The sequence below is a fragment of the Nocardioides silvaticus genome (genome assembly GCF_003160695.1).
In the GTDB taxonomy this organism is placed as follows: domain Bacteria; phylum Actinomycetota; class Actinomycetes; order Propionibacteriales; family Nocardioidaceae; genus Nocardioides; species Nocardioides silvaticus.
The window spans coordinates 829,979-849,906 of record NZ_QGDD01000001.1; the positions used below are offsets into that span (position 1 = coordinate 829,979).

Here is a 19,928-nt window from a genome sequence, read left to right on the forward strand (position 1 = left end):
CGGGCGGGGCGTGCTCCGCCTCCGCCGTGAGGACGGCGGACAGCCGCTCGTCGAAGTCACTCATCACGTTCTCCCGTCTCGCCCATCGACTCCCGCAGCACGGCGATCCCACGCGACACCCGCGAGCGGACCGTGCCCTCGCGGACGCCGGTCAACGCGGCGATCTCGTCGTAGTCGAGCTGCTCGTAGTAGCGGAGGACCACCGCGGTGCGCTGGTCGACGGGCAGGGCTTGGCAGGCCGCCCACAGCCGGGCGCGCTCGTCGGACCCCAGCCCCTCGCCCGGACCCGCGACCACGCCATCGGCGCCGTCGGGCCGCACCTCGGCCGCCGGCGACTCCCGCCGACGGAACTTCCGCCACCACGACGTGTGGGCGTTGACGACCATCCGTCGCACGTAGGCGTCGACGTCGTCGGCGTGCGCGATCCGGTCCCACCGCGGGAGTGCCCGGGACAGCGCGTCCTGCACGACATCTTCGGCGTCGGCGGCGTTGCCAGTCAGCACGTAGGCGAGTCGCAGCAGCGCCGGTCCGCGGGCCGCGACCCAGTCGTCGAACGACGACAGGGCCTGCCGGGCACCGAGCTCGTCCACCGTTGCCTCCACGCCCTACAGACGCTCGTCAGGCGGATCCTGTTGCGAGCGGTCAGGTCAACCCGCGACGAACCGCCCGTCGATGACGGCGCTGACCTCGATGTCGTCCGGCGACAGCGCCAGCACGGCGTCGCTGTCGGCCGCCTTCCCGGCACGCATGAAAGCCATCTCCGTCGTCGGCCCGGTCGGGCGCAGGCCGTCGCCGAGCATGCCGGCGTCCGCGAGCGCGACCGGCCGGACCTGACCGAGGCTCAGCGCGTCGGCGTACTCCTGCGCACGCGACGCCGCGTCCTGCACGGCCCGGGCGCGGACCTGGCGGGACAGCTCGTGCTTGCGCTTCTCGGTGAGCGCCCAGGCGACACCGTCGAGGCTGAAGCCTGCCGTGTGCTCGACGTGCCGGCCGACCCACCGCGCCAGCTCGCCGAAGTCGCGGAACTTCACCTCGATGCCGACGCTCGCGTGGTGGACCAGCGGGAGCTGCTTGCCGTCCTGGTTCCACGGCCGCTGCGACCAGGTGCGCACGTGCTGGGTCGACCACCACGTCACCGGCCCGACCTCGGGGTTGTGCAGCGGCACGATCGACGCCTTCACCGCTTCGAGGTCCCGCACGACGCGGTCGTAGACCGGCTGCATCTTCGGCCCCTCGAACGCCAGCCGTGCCTGCACGGTGCCGCGCTGGGGCGGCTCGAACGCCGAGTAGGAGCCGCGCACGGTGATCTCGGTGGTCATGGACGGAACCTAGCCCAGCGGCTGGCAGGATCCGCGGCATGGACTGGATCCCGCTGCTGAGCGACGCCACCGGCCGGTTCGCCGACACCGTCGCCGCCGGCGACCTCGACGCGGCCGTCCCGTCGTGCCCGGACTGGACCCTCGCCGACCTGGTCGTCCACCTCGGCGAGACCCACCTGTGGGCCGCACACGCGGTCGTCGACGGGACGCCGGACGGCAACGAGACGTACGACGGGGCGCCGGCCGGTCTCGTCGACTGGTACCGCGACGCCGCGGCCCGCTTGGTCGAGGTGCTCGCTTCCCGCGACCCCGACGAGCCCTGCTGGGCGTTCGGACCGTCGAAGGTGACCGGGTTCTGGCGGCGCCGCCAGGTGCACGAGACGATCGTGCACACCTACGACGCCCTCGCCTCGGCCGGGCGTGGGGCCGCGTGGGCGGACGGCCTCGATCCGGTCCTCGCGTGGGACGGTGTCGACGAGGTCGCGACCGTGTTCTACCCCCGGCAGGTGCGGCTCGACCGGATCGCCCCGCTGGCCGGCAAGCTCCGGTTCCGGGCGACCGACCACGAGGCCGCGCCCGTCGAGATCGGCGAGGGCGAGCCGGTGGCGGAGGTGGGCGGCCCGGCGTCGTACCTGCTGCTGGCGGTGTGGAAGCGCGCGCCGGTCGACGATCCGGTGGCGGCGCGGCTGCTCGAGACCGCCGTCACTCCCTGATCCGGCCCCACTCCGCCGGGCAGTGGTCGTCGATCCGGCAGCAGGCGTGCGGATACATCGCCTCGTCCGGCCACGGGTGCTGCCAGCCGCCGCCGCGGTGCTCGACGTGACTGCACTTGTAGCGCTCCGGCCGGTCCGGCGCCGCGGCCTGCTGCAGGACCGCGGCCCGCTCGTGGGAGAGCAGCCCGTCCCGGTCGAGGATCCGCGCCACCTCGGACAGCGTCGGCACCTGCTCCTCAGCCATCGCTCCCCGCCCTCCTCGTCTCGAGCACGCGGAACCCCTTCGCGCTCGCCAGCCGCGCGGTCGGGTAGCCCTGCTCCCCCAGCCAGCGCTGGAGCGAGTCTGCGCCGAGGTTCTTGCCGACGACCATGGTCGCGCGGCCCTCCGGCGTCAGCCGCGGCAGCCACGTCAGCAGCAGGTCGTGCAGTGCGGCCTTGCCGATCCGGATCGGCGGGTTCGACCAGATCTCGTCGAACGTCGCGTCGGCCGGCACCTCCTCCGGCGTCATCGCCGCGAACCGGTCGGCCAGACCGAGCGCCGCCGCGTTCTCGTTGGCCAGCAGCACGGCGCGGCGGTTCACGTCGACGGCGGTCACCGTGCCTGCTGGCCGAGCGCCTCCTGCTGGTCGAGCGCCTCCTGCTGGTCGAGCGCCTCCTGCTGGTCGAGCGCCTCCTGCTGGTCGAGCGCCTCCTGCTGGTCGAGCCTGTCGAGACCACGCAGCGCAGATGGCCAGCCCGATCACGCCGTACCCGCAGCCCAGGTCGAGCACCCGCCCGGGCGCCGGCGGCTCGGTCTCGCGGAAGAGCACCGACGTGCCGATGTCGAGCCGGCCCTGCGCGAAGACGCCGGACCCGCTGGTCAGCGCGAGCTCCTCACCCCACACCTCCGCCCGCACCGCCGTCCGCTGGAACGGCGCCGCCGGGTCGGCGGAGAAGTAGTGGTCCTCGCTCACAGGCGTTCTCGCTTCGCCGACGTCCGCTCCACCCGCGCCGCGAGCTCCGCGTCGGGCGGGTAGGCGACCTCCTCGAGGGTGAGCCCGTGCGCATGGAGCACGGCGACCGCGGGGTCGCGCTGCTGTGCCTCCAGGATCTCGCGCGCCCACGCCGGCGACCGACGTCCCTCGCCGACCGCCACCAGGCAGCCGACCAGCGCGCGCACCATCGAGTGGCAGAACGCGTCGGCGCGGACGAGGCCGACCGCGACCCCGGACTCGTCACGGCTCCACGACAGCTCGAGCAGGGTGCGGATCGTCGTGGCCCCCTCCCGCTGCTTGCAGAACGACGCGAAGTCGTGGAGGCCGGTCAGGTAGCCGGACGCGGTGTTCATGAGGCCGAGGTCGAGCGGCCGCGGCCAGGTCAGCACGTGCCGTCGTACCAGCGGGTCGACCACCTCGGGCGCGTCCGCGATCCGGTAGGCGTAGCGCCGCCACAGTGCGCCGAACCGGGCGTCGAACCCTTCGGGCGCCACCGTCACCCGGTGCACCCGCAGGTCGGGCGCCAGCACGCCGTTCACCCGCCGGGCCAAGCGCCCGAGCTCGTCGCCGGCCGCAGCGTGGTCGTCGGGCAGGTCGAGGTGTGCCACCTGCCCGCGCGCGTGCACCCCCGCGTCGGTCCGTCCCGCGCACACCACCTGCAGCTCCCCGGCCGGCACCCGCAGCACGGTCGCCAGCGCCGCTGTCAGCTCCCCCTGCACCGTCCGCAGCCCCGGCTGTGCGGCCCAGCCGTGGAAGTCGGTGCCGTCGTAGGCGAGGTCGATCCGGAGCCGCACGGGGTCAGTGTTCCACGCGCCACGCACCGGGGAAGTTCGTCCCCGATCCGAGCGGTCAACGACGAATTTCCCCGTTGCGATCGAGCTCGGCGCGCCAGGGCGGGTCGGCGCCGGCGCGGGAGACGGTGATCGCGGCGCACCGGGCGGCGTGGTGCAGCGCGGCGGTCCGCTGCTGGTCGGTCAGCGCCCCCAACCGGCCCGCGCCGAGGTCGTCCCACACCGCGTCGAGGACCGCGGCGCCGAACGTGTCACCTGCGCCGATGGTGTCGACGACCTCCGCGGCCGGCGCCACGACCGCCACCCGCTCGCCGTCCGCACTCACCCACTCCGCACCGGCGGCACCGCGGGTGAGGACCACGTGCTTGGCGCCGAGCCCGAGCAGGTGCGCCACGCCGTCCCGGTCCGGCCACAGCGCGGCCAGGTCCTCGTCGGACGCCTTGACCAGGTCGGCCCGCGCGACCAGCTCCTCGACCCGGCGGACGATGTCCGGCCCGGTGCCGGTGATGACCGGCCGCACGTTGAGGTCGTAGGTCACCGTCGTCGTCGAGGCCAGCCGCTCGACCAGCTCGGCCACCACCGTGGCCCCGGGCTCGAGCAGCGGCGCGAGCGAGCACACGTGCAGCACCTGGACGTCGGTCACCGACACCGGTCCGAGTCGCCACACCACGTCGAAGTCGTACGACGCCGCGCCGTCCGCCCCGATCCTGGCCCGGGCGAGCGAGGTGTGCTGCACGAGGTTCGGGTTGGTGGCGAGCTGCACCTCGCTGGCGCCCAGGTGCTCGGACAGCGCCCGGCCGCGCTCGTCCGGCCCGAACGACGTCGCCAGCAGCACCGGCCGCTGCAGCCGGCTGAGCGCGACCGCGGCGTTGACCGCGCTCCCGCCGGGCCGCTCGACGACCGATCCGTCCGGGGACTCCACCACGTCGACCAGCGCCTCACCGACCACGAGCGCGACGCCGTCCATGGCCACACCTTGCCAGTCCTCGCCATACTTCTTCGCGTGAGCCAGTCCCCACCGGGCCACCCCGCCATCATCCTCGTCTCCCCGGAGCGCACCGACTTCCTGCTCGACGAGTTCGGCCGCTACGCCCGCGACTACGACCTCCGCACCGCAACCTCCGCCAAGGACGCCGAGATCATCGCCGAGCAGCTGGTCGCCGAGGGGCGGCCGATCGCGCTGTTCGTCACCGAGTCCCGGCTGCCCGACGGCCCGCTCTTCGCCGCGCTGCACCGCTGGCGCGAGGTCGTCCCGACCTCGCGCCGCCTGGTCGCCGCGCACTGGGACCACTTCATCGCCGATGCCGACGAGCTACGACCGGGCCTCGCCACCGGCAAGTACGACGCCTACCTGCTGCTCCCCCGCGGCCCTCGTGACGAGGAGTTCCACACGGCGGTCTGCGAGCTCCTGTCCGACTGGGGCTCGACGGTCGCGGCCCCCGAGGTGACGACGGCCGACGTGGTCGCCGAGCCCGGCGACGCCCTCGCGGTGTCGATCCGCGAGTTCTTCGCGCGGATGGGCATGCCGAGCGCGACGTTCGCCCCCGAGTCGGAGATCGGGGCCGCGGTCGTCGCCCAGTGGCGCGCGGAGGGTGGCGGCGCGGAGCCGACGTACCCCTTGGTGAGGCACCTGCGTGGGGGCGTCATCGCGCCCGCCTCCGTCCGCGACGTCGCGGCGAAGATCTACGGGCGCCCCGACTCGATCGACCCCGAGGGCGCGCACACGATCGTCGACCTCTGCATCGTCGGTGCCGGTCCGGCCGGCCTCGCCGCCGCGGTGTACGGCGCCAGCGAGGGTCTCACGACGGTCGCGGTGGAGTCCGAGGCGATCGGCGGCCAGGCCGGCACCAGCTCGATGATCCGCAACTACCTCGGCTTCCCGCGCGGCGTCTCGGGCATGCGCCTCGCCCAGCGGGCGCGAGGGCAGGCCATCCGGTTCGGCACCCGGTTCTTCACCGGCTGGGAGGTCGCCGGGCTCACACCGGGACCCGACGGCGCGCCGCACATCGTCCACACCGACGGCGGCGACGTCCACGCGAAGGCGGTCGTGGTCGCGACCGGTGTCAGCTACCGGAAGCTCGGTGTCGAGTCGCTGGACGCGATGATCGGGCTCGGCGTCCACTACGGCAGCGCGATGTCGGTGGCGCGCGAGATGGAGGGCGCCGACGTCGTCGTCGTGGGCGGCGGCAACTCCGCCGGTCAGGCGGCCATCCACCTGGCGCGGTTCGCCCGGTCGGTGACGATCGTGATCCGGCGGGCCGGTCTCGAGGAGACGATGTCGAGCTACCTCATCAAGGAGATCAGCTATCACCGCCGGATCTCGGTGCGGCCGTTCACCGAGGTCGTGGACGGCGGCGGAACGTCACGCCTCGAGTGGCTCACGCTGCGCGACCGGCGGGACGGGACGAGCGACACCATGGCCGCCGGCGGCCTGTTCCTGCTGCTCGGCGCCGAACCGCACTGCTCGTGGCTGCCCGACGCCGTCGCCCGCGACGAGCGCGGGTTCATCCTCACCGGGCGCGACGTCCCCACCGACCAGTGGGTCGACGGGGTGCCGCCGCCGAGCCTGGGTACGACGGTGCCCGGGGTCTTCGCCGTCGGGGACATCCGCTCCGGCTCGATGAAGCGGGTGGCCGCCGCGAGCGGCGAGGGGTCGTCCGTCGTACCGCTGGTGCACGGGTACCTCGCCGGCTCCCAGCCGACCTGACGGGGGTCTCCACTAGGTTCGGGCCATGGCCCTGGAGACGTCGCTGGAGAAGCCGGCGCCGGTGCGGACGATCGCCAACGCGGTCGCCGGCTGGATCGACCGGCTCGGCGTCGTGTGGGTCGAGGGCCAGGTCGCCCAGGTCAACCGGCGGCCCGGCGTGGGCACGGTGTTCCTGACCCTGCGCGACTCGATCGCCGACATCTCGGTGCCGGTGACCTGCTCCCGCGTCCTGTTCGACGGCCTGCAACCGCCGCTCGTCGAGGGCGCGAGCGTGGTGATCCAGGCCAAGCCGTCGTACTACGCCAACCGGGGCACCTTCTCCCTCTACGCCCGCGACATCCGGATGGTCGGGCTGGGCGAGCTGCTCGCCCGGCTCGAGCAGCGCCGTCAGCTGTTGGCCGCCGAGGGTCTGTTCGCCCAGGAGCGCAAGCGTCGGCTGCCGTTCCTGCCCGGCCGGGTCGGGCTGATCACCGCGCCCCGGTCGGCCGCGGAGAAGGACGTCGTCGAGAACGCCACCCGCCGCTGGCCAGGTGTCGCGTTCGAGACCGTCTACGCCGCGATGCAGGGGCAGCGCTCCGCGCTCGAGGTCATCGAGGCGCTCGAGCGGCTCGACGGCCGCGCCGACGTCGACGTGATCGTGATCGCCCGCGGCGGCGGCTCGGTCGAGGACCTGCTGCCGTTCTCCGACGAGGGGCTCATCCGCGCGGTCGCGAAGGCGCGGACCCCGGTCGTGTCCGCGATCGGTCACGAGCCCGACACCCCGCTGCTCGACCTGGTGGCCGACGTCCGCGCGTCGACGCCGACCGACGCCGCCAAGCTGATCGTGCCCGACGTCGCCACCGAGGCCAACGGCGTCGCCCACGCCCGCGACCGGCTGCGTCGCGGGCTGGCCGCCCAGGTCGCCCGTGAGCAGGCCGGGCTCGACGCGCTGAGGTCCCGGCCCGCGCTCGCCGACCCGCGCACGCTCCTCGACCGCCGTGACGACGAGCTCGCCGGCCTCTGCGACCGGATGCGCCGCACTCTCGGCCACCGGCTCGACCGGGCCGCCGACGACATCGCCCACCACCGCGCGCGGGCCCGGGCGCTCTCGCCGCTGGCGACTCTGCAGCGCGGCTACTCCGTGCTCCAGGACGACGCCGGCCACGTCGTGACCTCGGCCGCCGGCGTCACCGCGGGGGCGGCGATGAGCGTCCGCGTGGCCGACGGCAGGATCCACGTGACCACCACCCGCACCGAGCTGCTCGAGGAGACCGATGGCCACTGAGTCCAAGAAGAAGGGGACTGAGGAGCGTCCGTCCTACGAAGAGGCACGCGAGGAGCTGGTCGAGGTGGTCCGCCGCCTCGAGGCCGGCGGCACCACCCTCGAGGAGTCGCTCTCGCTCTGGGAGCGCGGCGAGCAGCTGGCGACGATCTGCCAGGAGTGGCTCGACGGTGCGCGCGCCCGGCTCGACGCGGTCGTCGGCGACGAGGACGAGGACGACGGCTGATCGTCAGCGCGTCTCGGTGCGTCGTTCGCCGCTACTTCACCACCGGGCCGGCGACCGGGGCGGTCGTGAGCCGCTCGATCAGGCCCTGCAGCTCCTCGGCCGACGCCGAGCCGTAGACGAGCACGCTCTGGTCGCCGACCTCGGCGACGTACGCCGAGTCGCCGCCGTCGTCCTCGTAGCCCTGCCAGGCCTCGGCGACCGAGCCCTCGGCGGTGAAGATGTCGGTCGCGGTCGCGTCCTCGTCGACCAGCCGGCGGACCAGGTCGGAGGGCTCGGCCGCCTCCTGCTGGATGCCGACGAACTTCTCCTCGTCGGTGAACAGCCCGGTCTCGAGCGCCGGGTCGGTGCCCGGCTCGACCTCGAACTTGGTGGTGATCCACCCCTGCGGCAGCGACTCCGGGTAGATCGGGTCGAGCTTGGCGTCCTGGGCCTCCTCGACGATCGCGAGGTAGTCGGCCAGCTCTTCGGGCCGATTGTCGGTGTCGGGCCGGAACAGCCCGAGGAGCCAGATCAGCCCGCCGACCGCGACCACGGTGACGACCAGGGCCATGACCAGGCCGCCGGCGGAGCGCTCGTACTTGCCCGGACGGCCCTCGGTCGACGCACTCATAGCGGCTCCATCCTCCCAGCCCCCTGAGCGAGGCTGCCCGTCGGCCCGCGAGGTACGTCCGCAGCTTCCGCACCTGCGGAAGCGATCCCGTGCGATTGATCCGCAGATGCGGAATACTCTCCGCATGACCGACTACCGGATCGCGGAGGCCGCGGAAGTCCTCGGCGTCAGCGACGACACCGTACGACGCTGGGTCGATGCCGGCCGGCTGCCGAGCCGCGCCGACGGCGGACGGACCGTCGTCCCCGGCCCGGACCTCGCGACCCTCGCCGCGTCGTTGGTCGACGCCGCCGAGCGGGACCGCACCCGCGCCGGGTCGGTCAGCGCCCGCAACCGGATGACCGGCATCGTCACCCGGGTGGTCACGGACACCGTGATGGCACAGATCGAGATGGTCTGCGGCCCCTACCGGGTGGTGTCGCTGATGAGCGCCGAGGCGGCGACCGAGCTCGGCCTCGAGCCGGGCGTGCGCGCGATCGCGTCGGTGAAGTCGACCAGCGTCGTGGTGGAGCGACCGTGAGCCGCCGGTGGGCGGCCGCGGCCGCCGCGCTCGCCCTGCTCTCCCCGCTCCCCGGGTGCGGCGCCGACGCCGACGCCGACGACACCCTGCAGGTCCTGGCGGCATCGTCGCTGACCGACGTCTTCACCGAGCTCGCCGAGGACTTCGAGGCCGAGCACGACGTCGACGTCGAGCTCTCGTTCGGCTCGAGCACCGCCCTGGCCGAGCAGGCGGCCGACGGGGCGCCCGGCGCGGTGCTCGCCACCGCCGACGAGACCTCGATGGCGGTGGCCGAGGACGCTGGGTCCGCGAACCCGCCCACGATCTTCGCCGGCAACGTCCTGGTGCTGGCGACCCCGGCCGGCAACCCGGCGGGCATCACCGGTCTCGACGACCTCGCCGGCACCACCTGGGTGCGGTGCGCCGACGAGGTGCCGTGCGGACGCGCCGCGATCGACCTGCTGAGCAGCGTGGGCCTCGACCTCGAGCCCGACAGCCTCGACGAGGACGCCCGCTCCACGTTGGACAAGGTGATCGCGGGCGAGGCCGACGCGGCCCTCGTCTACCGCACCGACGCGATCGCGGCCGGCGCCGACGTGGTGACGATCCCCGTGCCCGAGGCCGAGTCCGTCCCGTCGTCGTACTACATCGCCACGTTGACGCAGGCGCCTGACGACGACCTGGCCGAGGCGTTCGTCGACCTGGTGCTCGGCGGTGTCGGCAGCGAGGCGCTCCAGGAAGCCGGCTTCGCCACCCCATGAGCACGACGAGCACCGACACCCTGGGCCGTCCCCCGCTGGTGCTGATGCTTCCAGCGGCGGCGGCCGTGCTGCTCCTGGTGCTGCCGCTCGCGGCGATGGTGGTGGCGACCGACCCCGCCAGCCTGGTCGACGCGCTCGGCAGCGAGCCGCTCCAGGAGGCACTGTGGCTCTCCCTGGTGACCTCGACGGTCGCGATGCTGTTCTGCCTCGTGCTCGGGCTGCCCCTGGCGTGGCTGCTGGCCCGGGTCGACTTCCGCGGGCGGCGGCTGGTGCGGGCGCTGGTCACGGTGCCGATGGTGCTGCCGCCGGTCGTCGCCGGCGTCGCGCTCCGTGCCGCGTTCGGCCGCTCCGGCCTGTTCGGCGAGCCGCTGCTCGACGCGACCGGTTTCGCGTTCCCCTACACGACGTGGGGCGTGGTGCTGGCCCACGTCTTCGTCTCGCTGCCGTTCGTGACGATCGCGATCGAGGGTGGGTTGCGGACTGCCGGCACGGCGTACGACGACGCCGCGGCGACCCTCGGCGCGACCCGTTGGACCACGTTCCGCCGGGTCACGGTGCCGCTCGCGCTGCCCGGCATCGCGGCCGGGATGGTGCTCGGCTGGGCGCGGTCGCTGGGCGAGTTCGGCGCGACGATCACGTTCAACGGCAACTACCCGGGCACCACGCAGACGATGCCGACGCTCATCTACGTCGCCCGGCAGTCCGACGCCGACGCTGCGCTGGCGCTCAGCCTGGTGATGCTCGTCGTCTCGGTCGCGGTGCTGGTCGCACTGCGCGACAAGTGGCTGGTGGCCGCCCCGTGACCGCCCGGACCGGCCTGGACGCGAACCTGGTCGTGCCCGACCGCCTCGATGCCGCGCTGGCCGTCGGACCGGGCGAGGTGGTCGCCGTCGTCGGGCCCAACGGCGCCGGCAAGAGCACGCTCGTGCACGCGCTGTCCGGGCTCGTCCCCGCCACCGGTCGGGCGGTGCTCGACGGCGCCGACCTGCTCGGCCGGACCCCGCGGGAGCGCAGCGTCGGCGTGGTCTTCCAGGACCAGCGGTTGTTCCCGCACCTCTCCGCGCTCGACAACGTGGCGTTCGGGCTGCGGTCCCGCGGCGCCGACAACCGGGCGGCGCGGGCCCGGGCGCGCGACTGGCTCGAGCGGCTCGCTGTCGCCGACCTCGCCGACCGGCGTCCGGCGCAGCTCTCCGGAGGTCAGGCGCAGCGGGTGGCGATCGCCCGGGCCCTGGTCACCGACCCCGACCTGCTGCTCCTCGACGAGCCGTTCACAGGCCTCGACGTCGGTGTGGCGGCGATGCTGCGGATCGAGCTCGGCCGCCATCTCGCCGAGTTCCGCGGCGTCACCGTGCTCGTCACCCACGACGCGCTCGACGCCCTCACCCTGGCCACCTCGCTCGCCGTCCTCCACCAGGGCCGGGTCGTCCAGCACGGCGCTCCCGACGAGGTCGCGGCCCGGCCCCGCACCGAGCACGTCGCCCGCCTGGTCGGCCTGAACGTGATCCGCGAGGGGGACCGGTTGCGCTCGTTCTCGCCGGCCGCGGTGACCGTCGGGCTGCAGGCGCCGGCCGACTCGACCCGCAACCGCTGGCAGGGCGTGGTCCGCGGTGCGGCACCCCACGGCGACGCCATCCGCATCCAGGTCAGCGGTGACCGCGACCTGATCGCGGACGTGACCCCGGCGGCCTCGCGGGAGCTCGCTCTGGTGCCGGGACAGCAGGTGTGGCTGTCGGTGAAGGAGACCGCCGTGACGACGTACGACGCGACCTCCTGACCCCGTCCGCACCGGGGTTCGGGACATGCGGACGAAATGTACTGCCCGGTAAGGTTCGGCCCATGAGCTCTCTCGCCGTGCCGCCGCCGGCCCCCGACCGCAACCTCGCCCTCGAGCTGGTGCGGGTGACCGAGGCGGCCGCGATGGCCGCCGGTCGTTGGGTGGGCCGCGGCGACAAGAACGGCGCCGACGGCGTCGCCGTCAACGCGATGCGCGTGATGATCTCGACGATCGGCATGGACGGCGTGGTCGTGATCGGCGAGGGCGAGAAGGACCAGGCGCCGATGCTCTACAACGGCGAGCGCGTCGGCGACGGCACCGGCCCCGAGTGCGACGTGGCGGTCGACCCGATCGACGGCACCACGCTGACGGCGAAGGGCATGGGCAACGCGATCGCCGTGCTCGCGGTCGCTCCGCGCGGCTCGATGTACGACCCCTCCGCGGTCTTCTACATGGAGAAGCTCGTGGCCGGCCCGGAGGCGGCGGACGTCGTCGACATCCGCTACCCCGTGTCCGAGAACATCAACCAGGTCGCCAAGGCCAAGGGCATCGCGGCCTCCGACGTCACCGTCGTCGTGCTCGACCGCCCCCGCCACGCCACGCTCGTCGAGGAGGTCCGCGCGACCGGCGCCCGCATCAAGTTCATCACCGACGGCGACGTCGCCGGCGGCATCTCCGCCGCCCGACCGAACTCCGGGGTCGACCTCCTCCTCGGCGTCGGCGGCACTCCCGAGGGCATCATCACCGCCTGCGCGATCAAGGCGATGGGCGGCACCATCCAGGGCCGGCTGTGGCCCGTCGACGACGCCGAGCGCCAGCGCGCGATCGACGCCGGCCACAACCTCGACGCCGACCACGTCCTGACCACCGACACCCTGGTCACCGGCGACGACTGCTTCTTCGTGGCCACCGGCATCACCGACGGCGAGCTCCTCAAGGGCGTCCGCTACCGCGCCGGCGGCTGCGTCACCGAGTCCCTCGTCATGCGCTCGCGCTCCGGCACCATCCGCACCATCACCAGCGAGCACCAGCTGCAGAAGCTGCGGAAGTTCAGCTCGATCGACTTCGACTGACCTCAACTGGCCGAGCGTGTCTCCGGCGTCGTCGCCGGGTCTTGGCCGGCCGTCGTCGGCTTGCAGGTCGCAACCGGCGACGAAGCCTCCCGACACGCTGCCGGCCGCGCAGTCGACGCGGTCAGGGGTTACGGCTGACAGGCGGCCTCAGGCAGTCTCCACCGCACTGAGCACCGAGACCCGCGACGACTGCTGGAGCAACGACTCGCCGACCACGGTGATCACCCGCGGGTCGACGGCGAGGCCGATGTGGGAGGCCCGCACCTCGACAGCGACGCCGTCGGGGTCGATGCAGGCGCGCCAGTCGACGATGCCGTCGCGGCGGGAGTAGATGTTGGTCATCGCGACGCTCTCGTGGAGCGACTGGCGCGACTCCATGAAGCTGATCTCGGCACACGAGCCGGAGACGCACTCCTGCGACATCACGCCGGGCACGCCGACGGCCGAGAGCCGGTTGAGCACGGAGACGCCGCGGGTCAGCAGCTTGTGGTGGGCGGCCGGGGCCAGCATGGGGCTGCCCATGGTGACGATGCCGGAGACCAGGTCGGGGCGGCGGACGGCGATGCCGCGGGCGATCATCCCGCCCAGGCTGTGCCCGACGACCTGCACCCGCGAGCCGCGCCGCTCGGCGATCCGCTCGAGGTGCGCCTCGACCTGGGCCGCCGCGTTGAGCGTGCAGCCGATGTTGGCGTGGATGTGCGAGCGGTAGGTGCGGAACCCACGCTCGCGGAGCCCGGCCGCCATCTGGGTCAGCGTCCAGTCGCCGGCCATGAATCCGGGCACGAGCAGCACCGGCTCGGCGGCCCGCGCCACGCTCCGGGAGGCGTACGGCGTACGCCGGCGGGTCCGTCGCGTCGCGCCCCGGTGCACGGCCAACCTGCCGGCCTCGGTGACGACGCTGCCCTCGCGCAAGAGGGCGGCAAGTGCCGGACGACCGAAGCCGTCGGGCAGGAGGTAGGACGCCAGCACGTCGCTCATGTACCCGATCCTAGGGATGTTGAATCGTTAACTGTCAGTCATTCGGCAAACTGGAACGCATGAGTTCCCCAGCAGACCACGCCGCCGACCACACCGCCGACGCCGCCGCCGACCGCACCGCCATCCGCGTGTCGGAGGAGCTGTTCGCCCCGCTGGCCAACGGCGTCGAGATCTGCTACCAGACTTTCGGCGACCCCGACGCCGACCCGCTGCTCCTCGTCATGGGCCTCGGCGGGCCGATGAACTGGTGGGACACCGAGCTGTGCGAGCTGCTCGCGGAGCGCGGGTTCTTCGTCATCCGCTACGACAATCGCGACACCGGCCGCTCCTCGCGGATGCGAGGTCGGGTCGACCGGCGGATGCTGGTCCGCGCGTTCCTCGGCCGGCCGGTCGCGGCGCCGTACTCCATCGCCGACATGGCCGATGACGCGTTCGGCCTGCTCGACCACCTCGGCATCGAGTCCGCCGACGTCGTCGGCGCGTCGATGGGCGGCATGATCGCGCAGACGATGGCGATCGCCCGGCCCGACCGGGTGCGATCGTTGACCAGCATCATGTCGACCACCGGCCGGCGAACCGTCGGCTGGCAGAGCCCCGCACTCCTGCCGACGCTGATCGCGCGCCGCGGCCCGGACCGCGAGGCCTACATCGCCGGCAGCCGCAAGGTCTGGGCCATCATCGGTTCCCCGGGCTTCCCCAAGGACCCCGACGACCTGGAGCGGCGCGGGCACGAGACCTGGGACCGCGGCATCAGCCGCGAGGGCACGCTCCGCCAGATGGTCGCCGTCGTCACCCAGCCCGACCGGACGGCGCAGCTGCGGCAGCTGAAGATGCCCGCGCTCGTCATCCACGGCCTGGCCGACCGGATGGTCCACGTGTCCGGCGGTCGGTCCACGGCGATGTCGATCCCCGGCAGCGAGCTGCTCCTGATCGACGGGATGGGACACGACTTCCCGGAGCCGCTCTTCGAGACGATCGCCTCCGCAGTACGACGGACGGCGGACCGCGTTACCCCGTAGTCGTCGCTCGAACCGGCCTAGACAAGAACTGAACTTCCGGGGCAGTGTGGCTGCCGTCACATCCAATCGGGAGGGTTCAATGACGAATCACTCGGGCGACCCAGCGTCTCTCGCTCCGACGACGCGAAGGGGATCTCGACGCAGTGCGCGCCGCGGCCTGGCGACCGCCGCCGCTCTCGGTCTGACCGCGACACTGCTGGCTGCGTGCGGCGACGACGGAAAGCCGGTCCTCAACTGGTACGTCAACCCCGACGGCGTCGCCACCTTCGAGAAGTGGGCGGAGAAGTGCAGCACCGACGACTACGAGATCGACGTGCAGCTGCTGCCGTCCAGCGCGACCGAGCAGCGGACCCAGCTGGCCCGACGGCTCGCTGCTGAGGACTCCTCGACCGACATCATGAACCTCGACCCGGTGTTCGTCGCCGAGTTCGCGAACGCCGGTTGGCTGCAGGAGATCCCCGAGGACCACTGGGGCGAGATCGAGGGTGACGTCCTCGAAGGACCCGCCGAGACCGTCACCTGGGACGACAAGGTCTACGCCCTCCCGCTGTGGGCGAACACCCAGGTGCTCTGGTACCGCAAGACGCTCGCCGAGCAGGCCGGCCTCGACATGAGCCAACCGGTCACCTGGCAGCAGGTCATCGACGCCGCGGCCGACAACGGCGGCACGGTGGGCGTGCAGGGCAACAAGTACGAGGCCTACGTCGTGTGGATCAACGCGCTCGTCCAGGGCGCGGGCGGCGAGATCGTGGCCGACACCGAGAAGGGACGCGACGCCTCGGTCGAGATCGACTCCGACGCCGGCCGCGCCGCTGCCGAGGTGATCCAGCGGCTCGCCGAGTCCGAGGCCGCCCAGCCCGATCTGAGCGTCTCCAACGAAGGCACCAGCCTCGGCCTGATGTATCCCGAGGAGGGGCCGGGCGAGTTCATGGTCAACTGGACCTTCGCCTACAAGAACTACGCCGACACGGTCTCCCCGGAGCAGCTCGAGGACCTCGGCTGGGCCCGCTACCCACAGACGGTCGAGGGCGAGGAGTCGAAGCCACCCGTCGGCGGCATCGACATCGGCGTCGGCGCCTACTCGGAGAACCCCGACGAGGCGATGGCAGCGGCGCAGTGCATCACCCAGAAGGACGCGCAGGTGGAGCTCGCGCTGACCGACGGCCTGATGCCCTCCACCGAGTCGGCCTACGAGGAGGTCATCTCCGACGGCTCCTACCCGGAGGACCTGGTCGAGCTCTGGCGGACCAGCGTCGACGAGGGCGGGCCCCGCCCGGAGAGCGCGTTCTACGCCCTGATCTCCGGCGCGATCCAGGAACGATGGCACTCGCCGACGTCGGTCGACCCCGACTCGACTCCCGACAACTCCGCGGAGTACCTCGAGGCGGTCCTGAAGGGAGAGGCGCTGCTATGACGTCGACCAACGTGCCCGCGGCGGCCATGCCCGAGCAGAAGTCGGACAAGCCGACCAAGAAGGTCGACAGCGACCGGACCCGTGCGGAGAACCGGCTCGGGCAGAAGCTGGTCGCGCCGGCCATCGTGCTGATGCTGATCGTCACCGCGTTCCCGATGGTGCGCGCGATCTGGCTCTCGACCTTCGACTACGCGCTCACCGCACCCGACGACCGGAACTTCATCGGGATCCAGAACTACCTGACCGCGCTGACCGACCCGCTGTTCTGGAAGTCGACCGGCATCACCGTGCTCTACATGGTGGTGACCGTCGCCATCGAGCTCGTCATCGGGTTCATCTTCGCGCTGGTGATGCACCGGGTGATCTTCGGACGCGGGATCGTCCGGACCTCGATCCTCATCCCCTACGGCATCATCACCGTCGTCTCGGGCTTCACCTGGCAGTTCGCGTTCTCCTACACCAACGGGTTCGTCAACGGCTGGCTGCCGTTCATCGGCGACGACTTCAACTGGTTCGGCGAGACCACGCCGGCGGTCATCGCGATCTGCATCTCGGAGATCTGGAAAACCACGCCGTTCATGTCCCTGCTCCTCCTCGCCGGCCTGGCCCAGGTGAGCGAGGACATGATCGAGGCGGCCAAGGTCGACGGCGCGAGCTGGTGGCAGCGGTTGTGGAAGGTCATCATCCCGAACATGCGGGCCGCGATCATGGTCGCGATCCTGTTCCGGGCCCTCGACGCCTACCGCATCTTCGACAACATCTTCGTGATGACCAACGGCGCGGTGGACACGCAGTCCATCAGCTTCCTGACTTACCGACAGACGATCGAGCAGTTCCAGCTCGGCATGGGATCGGCACTCTCGGTGCTGCTCTTCCTCTCCGTGCTGCTGATCGCCTGGCTCATCATCAAGCTGTTCCGAGTCGACCTGGCGCAAGCCCGGCAGGAGGGATGAAGCGATGAAGAAGTTCGGCATCGCTGTCGGCGTCCTGGTGATCCTGGTCTGGTGCCTCCTCCCGGTGGCGTGGATCATCTCGATGTCCTTCAAGGACGAGCTCTCGATCACCAACGGCAACCCCGGGTTCCTGCCGAGCGACGGCACCTTCGCCGGGTGGGAGAACTACCGTGCCGTCTGGGACAACGACCAGTTCCGGCGCGCGATCTTCAACTCGATCGGCATCAGCCTGATCGCGACGGTGCTCTCGGTGATCGTCGCGACGCTGGCGGCGTACGCGATCGCGCGGCTCGAGTTCACCGGCAAGAAGCTGGTGCTGACGATGGCGCTCGCGATCGCGATGTTCCCGGTGGTGTCCCTCGTCGGCCCGCTGTTCGACATGTGGCGGGCGTTCGGGATCTACGACACCTGGCCCGGTCTGATCATCCCCTACATGTCGTTCACGCTGCCGCTGGCGATCTGGACGTTGTCGGCGTTCTTCCGGGAGATCCCCTGGGAGATGGAGCAGGCCGCCCAGGTCGACGGCGCCACCTCCTGGCAGGCGTTCCGCAAGGTCATCGTCCCGCTCGCCGCGCCGGGTGTCTTCACCGCCGCGATCCTGACGTTCTTCTTCGCGTGGAACGACTTCGTCTTCGGCATCTCGCTGACCTCGACAGAGGCCGCACGGCCGATCCCCGCCTCGCTCGCGTTCTTCGTGGGCTCCGACCCGTTCAACCGCCCGGCGTCCCTGCTGGCCGCCGCGGCCGTCATCGCGACGATCCCGATCATCGTCGTCGTCCTGATCTTCCAGCGCAAGATCGTCGCCGGCCTGACCTCCGGCGCAGTGAAGGGATAACACCATGGCTGCCATCACCATCAAGAACCTCGTCAAGAAGTACGGCGACGGCTTCCCGGCGGTCAACGACGTGTCGATCGACATCGCCGACGGCGAGTTCGTGATCCTCGTCGGCCCGTCGGGATGCGGGAAGTCGACCCTGCTGCGGATGATCGTGGGCCTGGAGGACATCACCTCCGGCGACCTGCTCATCGGCGAGAAGCGGGTCAACGACCTGGCGCCGCGCGAGCGCAACCTGGCGATGGTGTTCCAGAACTACGCGCTCTACCCGCACCTGACCGTCTACGAAAACATCGCGTTCCCGCTGCGGCTGGCCAAGATGGACAACTCCGAGGTCGACCGGCTGGTCCGCGACGCCTCCTCGACGCTCGAGCTCGACGAGCACCTCGAGCGCAAGCCCGGCAACCTCTCCGGTGGTCAGCGGCAGCGGGTGGCCATGGGCCGCGCGATCGTCCGCCAGGCCGACGCGTTCCTCTTCGACGAGCCGCTGTCGAACCTCGACGCCAAGCTGCGCGGCCAGATGCGCACCGAGATCGCCCGCCTCCAGAAGCGGCTCGGCATCACCACCGTCTACGTCACCCACGACCAGACCGAGGCGATGACGCTCGGCGACCGGGTCGCCGTGCTCAAGCGCGGCATCCTCCAGCAGCTGGCGACGCCACGGGAGCTCTACGAGAACCCCGGCAACCTCTTCGTGGCCGGCTTCATCGGCTCCCCGCCGATGAACTTCCTGCCGGCCGAGGTGAGCGGCAACCAGGTCAAGCTGCCGTTCGGCACCGTCGAGCTGCCGGCCGACAAGGCCGAGCGCGCGGCCGGCAAGGGGCTGCTCATCGCCGGCATCCGGCCCGAGCACTTCGAGGACGCCTCGATCGCCAACGAGGGCGGCTCGCAGTCGACGTTCCGGGCGAAGGTCGACGTGGTCGAGTGGCTGGGCAACGAGACCTACGCCTACATCCCGTTCGAGGCTCCGCCCGAGGTCGCCGCGCAGCTGCAGCAGCTCGAGAAGGACCTCGACGGCGAGGCGATGCGCACCCAGCTGGTCATCAACCTCGACGGCGCCAGCCGGATCAGGGAGGGCGACGAGGCCGAGATCTGGGTGGACGCCCGCAAGATCCACCTCTTCGACCCCTCGACGGGGGAGAACCTCACCGTCGACCGCGACAACGCGGGCCGGATCGCCGAGGCGGAGGCGACGGTTTAGGAGAAGCGGGCGAGCAGCCGCTCGGCCTCGTCCTCGGTGAGGCCGGCGTCGAGCGTCTGCAGCCACGTCGCGAGCTCGCCGGCCTCGAGCTCGCGGTGCTCGGTCGGCTTGCCCGGACGGCGCGTGGTCACCGTGGTGGCGGTGACCGAGACGTGCTGGCCCGGCGTGTGCTTGGTGACCATCAGGCCGTGCCGGAAGTGCGAGGTCGGGAACGTGCTCGTGAAGTGGTGGCCCATCACGACGTCGACCGGGAGCACGGGCAGCTCGTCGACGGTGTGGGCGTGCTCCCACCCCTGCTCGCGCAGCCGGAGGACGCCCCAGCCGCCGTCGGGTGTGCGGACCACCCGGTAGGGCCAGCCGCGCTGGTCGCTCTCGACGCCGTCGCCGATCGGCACCGGCCGCACCAGGCTCATCCCGAACCCGGGGTCGCAGAGCAGCCGCTCGCCGTCGAGCACCACCTCCACGGTCATGTGGGTGCGTCCCTGCACCTGGCCGGTCGCCGGGTCGCCGACCCGGCCGAGGTGGCGTCGTACGTCGTAGCCGAGGCGCTCGAGCGCGGCGGCGAAGATCGTGGCGTGCTCGAAGCAGTAGCCGCCCCTCCCCCGCTCGACGAACTTCTCGTTGAGCGCCTCGAGGCCGACGCCGGGGTGCTGGTCGAGCAGCACGTCGATGTTGTCGAAGGTGAAAGCCCGGACGTGCGCCTCGTGCAGCTCGTCGAGGACCTCGCGGGTCGGCGACTGCCGAGCCACCCCGAGCCGTCCGAGATAGCCGTCGAGGTCGAGCCGGTCGATCTGCCAGGTGTCCTCGGTCACACGGCGAT

23 protein-coding genes are annotated in these 19,928 nt (G+C 71.9%); 14 read left to right on the forward strand and 9 right to left on the reverse strand.

Features of this window, described 5'->3' with window-relative positions:
- Positions 1-56: 56 nt before the first annotated feature.
- Positions 57-590 (reverse strand): SigE family RNA polymerase sigma factor, encoded by a 534-nt coding sequence (locus tag DJ010_RS03760; protein WP_245927164.1) that lies wholly within the window; start codon positions 588-590, stop codon positions 57-59.
- Positions 591-647: 57 nt separating this feature from the next.
- The gene (locus DJ010_RS03765) at positions 648-1,319 is read right to left on the reverse strand and encodes an SIMPL domain-containing protein (RefSeq protein WP_109692248.1); all 672 of its coding nucleotides are present in this window, start codon (positions 1,317-1,319) and stop codon (positions 648-650) included.
- A gap of 38 nt (positions 1,320-1,357) precedes the next feature.
- Here DJ010_RS03765 and DJ010_RS03770 point away from each other — a divergent pair, with 38 nt between their 5' ends.
- The gene (locus tag DJ010_RS03770) at positions 1,358-2,032 is read left to right on the forward strand and encodes a maleylpyruvate isomerase family mycothiol-dependent enzyme (protein WP_109692249.1); all 675 of its coding nucleotides are present in this window, start codon (positions 1,358-1,360) and stop codon (positions 2,030-2,032) included.
- On the opposite strand, the gene DJ010_RS03775 is transcribed toward DJ010_RS03770, so the two are convergent.
- The 4 genes from DJ010_RS03775 to DJ010_RS03790 are packed head-to-tail and all read right to left on the reverse strand — an operon-like array spanning position 2,022 to position 4,764.
- On the reverse strand, positions 2,022-2,276 hold the full coding sequence (locus DJ010_RS03775) for a hypothetical protein (protein ID WP_109692250.1): 255 nt from the start codon (positions 2,274-2,276) through the stop codon (positions 2,022-2,024). The genes DJ010_RS03770 and DJ010_RS03775 overlap by 11 nt on opposite strands.
- Positions 2,269-2,985: a class I SAM-dependent methyltransferase gene (locus DJ010_RS03780; RefSeq protein WP_245927165.1), complete on the reverse strand. Its 717-nt coding sequence runs from the start codon at positions 2,983-2,985 to the stop codon at positions 2,269-2,271. The genes DJ010_RS03775 and DJ010_RS03780 overlap by 8 nt, the downstream gene beginning before the upstream one ends.
- Positions 2,982-3,800 carry a tRNA pseudouridine(38-40) synthase TruA gene (gene truA, locus DJ010_RS03785; RefSeq protein ID WP_109692251.1) on the reverse strand — a complete coding sequence of 273 codons (819 nt, stop codon included), beginning with the start codon at positions 3,798-3,800 and terminating at the stop codon, positions 2,982-2,984. The genes DJ010_RS03780 and truA overlap by 4 nt, the downstream gene beginning before the upstream one ends.
- A gap of 55 nt (positions 3,801-3,855) precedes the next feature.
- Complete coding sequence (locus tag DJ010_RS03790) at positions 3,856-4,764, reverse strand: PfkB family carbohydrate kinase (RefSeq protein WP_109692252.1); 909 nt, start codon at positions 4,762-4,764, stop codon at positions 3,856-3,858.
- 36 nt (positions 4,765-4,800) lie between these two features.
- Between DJ010_RS03790 and DJ010_RS03795 the strand changes: the two genes are divergently transcribed.
- From DJ010_RS03795 to DJ010_RS03805, 3 genes are read left to right on the forward strand one after another with little or no spacing between them, the layout of a single operon-like run.
- Positions 4,801-6,504: an NAD(P)/FAD-dependent oxidoreductase gene (locus tag DJ010_RS03795; protein WP_109692253.1), complete on the forward strand. Its 1,704-nt coding sequence runs from the start codon at positions 4,801-4,803 to the stop codon at positions 6,502-6,504.
- Between the two features lie 25 nt (positions 6,505-6,529).
- Positions 6,530-7,768, forward strand: a complete 1,239-nt coding sequence (gene xseA, locus DJ010_RS03800; RefSeq protein ID WP_109692254.1) for an exodeoxyribonuclease VII large subunit — start codon at positions 6,530-6,532, stop codon at positions 7,766-7,768.
- Positions 7,758-7,991 carry an exodeoxyribonuclease VII small subunit gene (locus DJ010_RS03805; protein ID WP_109692255.1) on the forward strand — a complete coding sequence of 78 codons (234 nt, stop codon included), beginning with the start codon at positions 7,758-7,760 and terminating at the stop codon, positions 7,989-7,991. Before xseA ends, DJ010_RS03805 begins: the two co-directional genes overlap by 11 nt.
- 31 nt (positions 7,992-8,022) lie before the next feature.
- On the opposite strand, the gene DJ010_RS03810 is transcribed toward DJ010_RS03805, so the two are convergent.
- On the reverse strand, positions 8,023-8,601 hold the full coding sequence (locus DJ010_RS03810) for a DUF4245 family protein (RefSeq protein ID WP_158282916.1): 579 nt from the start codon (positions 8,599-8,601) through the stop codon (positions 8,023-8,025).
- A 124-nt stretch (positions 8,602-8,725) separates the two neighbouring features.
- On the opposite strand from DJ010_RS03810, the gene DJ010_RS21740 reads away from it, so the two are divergent.
- From DJ010_RS21740 to glpX, 5 genes are all read left to right on the forward strand, one after another.
- Positions 8,726-9,121, forward strand: coding sequence for a TOBE domain-containing protein (locus DJ010_RS21740; RefSeq protein ID WP_158282917.1), 396 nt, complete (start codon positions 8,726-8,728; stop codon positions 9,119-9,121).
- Positions 9,118-9,861, forward strand: a complete 744-nt coding sequence (gene modA / locus DJ010_RS03820; RefSeq protein WP_158282918.1) for a molybdate ABC transporter substrate-binding protein — start codon at positions 9,118-9,120, stop codon at positions 9,859-9,861. Before DJ010_RS21740 ends, modA begins: the two co-directional genes overlap by 4 nt.
- The gene (locus DJ010_RS03825) at positions 9,858-10,664 is read left to right on the forward strand and encodes an ABC transporter permease (protein WP_109692258.1); all 807 of its coding nucleotides are present in this window, start codon (positions 9,858-9,860) and stop codon (positions 10,662-10,664) included. The genes modA and DJ010_RS03825 overlap by 4 nt, the downstream gene beginning before the upstream one ends.
- Entirely contained in the window at positions 10,661-11,635 is a 975-nt protein-coding gene (locus DJ010_RS03830) for an ABC transporter ATP-binding protein (RefSeq protein WP_245927166.1), read from the forward strand. Before DJ010_RS03825 ends, DJ010_RS03830 begins: the two co-directional genes overlap by 4 nt.
- A gap of 62 nt (positions 11,636-11,697) precedes the next feature.
- A complete protein-coding gene (gene glpX / locus DJ010_RS03835; protein ID WP_109692260.1) occupies positions 11,698-12,708 on the forward strand; it encodes a class II fructose-bisphosphatase in 1,011 nt (336 codons plus the stop codon).
- Positions 12,709-12,855: 147 nt separating this feature from the next.
- On the opposite strand, the gene DJ010_RS03840 is transcribed toward glpX, so the two are convergent.
- A complete protein-coding gene (locus DJ010_RS03840) occupies positions 12,856-13,686 on the reverse strand; it encodes an esterase/lipase family protein (RefSeq protein ID WP_109692261.1) in 831 nt (276 codons plus the stop codon).
- Between the two features lie 59 nt (positions 13,687-13,745).
- Here DJ010_RS03840 and DJ010_RS03845 point away from each other — a divergent pair, with 59 nt between their 5' ends.
- From DJ010_RS03845 to DJ010_RS03865, 5 genes are all read left to right on the forward strand, one after another.
- Positions 13,746-14,705 (forward strand): alpha/beta fold hydrolase, encoded by a 960-nt coding sequence (locus DJ010_RS03845; protein ID WP_109692262.1) that lies wholly within the window; start codon positions 13,746-13,748, stop codon positions 14,703-14,705.
- Between the two features lie 79 nt (positions 14,706-14,784).
- Complete coding sequence (locus tag DJ010_RS03850) at positions 14,785-16,119, forward strand: extracellular solute-binding protein (RefSeq protein ID WP_109692263.1); 1,335 nt, start codon at positions 14,785-14,787, stop codon at positions 16,117-16,119.
- Positions 16,116-17,072: a carbohydrate ABC transporter permease gene (locus tag DJ010_RS03855; protein WP_109692264.1), complete on the forward strand. Its 957-nt coding sequence runs from the start codon at positions 16,116-16,118 to the stop codon at positions 17,070-17,072. The genes DJ010_RS03850 and DJ010_RS03855 overlap by 4 nt, the downstream gene beginning before the upstream one ends.
- Before the next feature lie 4 nt (positions 17,073-17,076).
- Positions 17,077-17,907, forward strand: coding sequence for a carbohydrate ABC transporter permease (locus DJ010_RS03860; RefSeq protein ID WP_109692265.1), 831 nt, complete (start codon positions 17,077-17,079; stop codon positions 17,905-17,907).
- Between the two features lie 4 nt (positions 17,908-17,911).
- Positions 17,912-19,108 (forward strand): ABC transporter ATP-binding protein, encoded by a 1,197-nt coding sequence (locus DJ010_RS03865; RefSeq protein WP_109692266.1) that lies wholly within the window; start codon positions 17,912-17,914, stop codon positions 19,106-19,108.
- On the opposite strand, the gene DJ010_RS03870 is transcribed toward DJ010_RS03865, so the two are convergent.
- Positions 19,105-19,920 (reverse strand): arylamine N-acetyltransferase family protein, encoded by an 816-nt coding sequence (locus DJ010_RS03870; RefSeq protein ID WP_211318640.1) that lies wholly within the window; start codon positions 19,918-19,920, stop codon positions 19,105-19,107. The two genes, DJ010_RS03865 and DJ010_RS03870, sit on opposite strands and share 4 nt — an antisense overlap.
- Positions 19,921-19,928 lie beyond the last annotated feature (8 nt).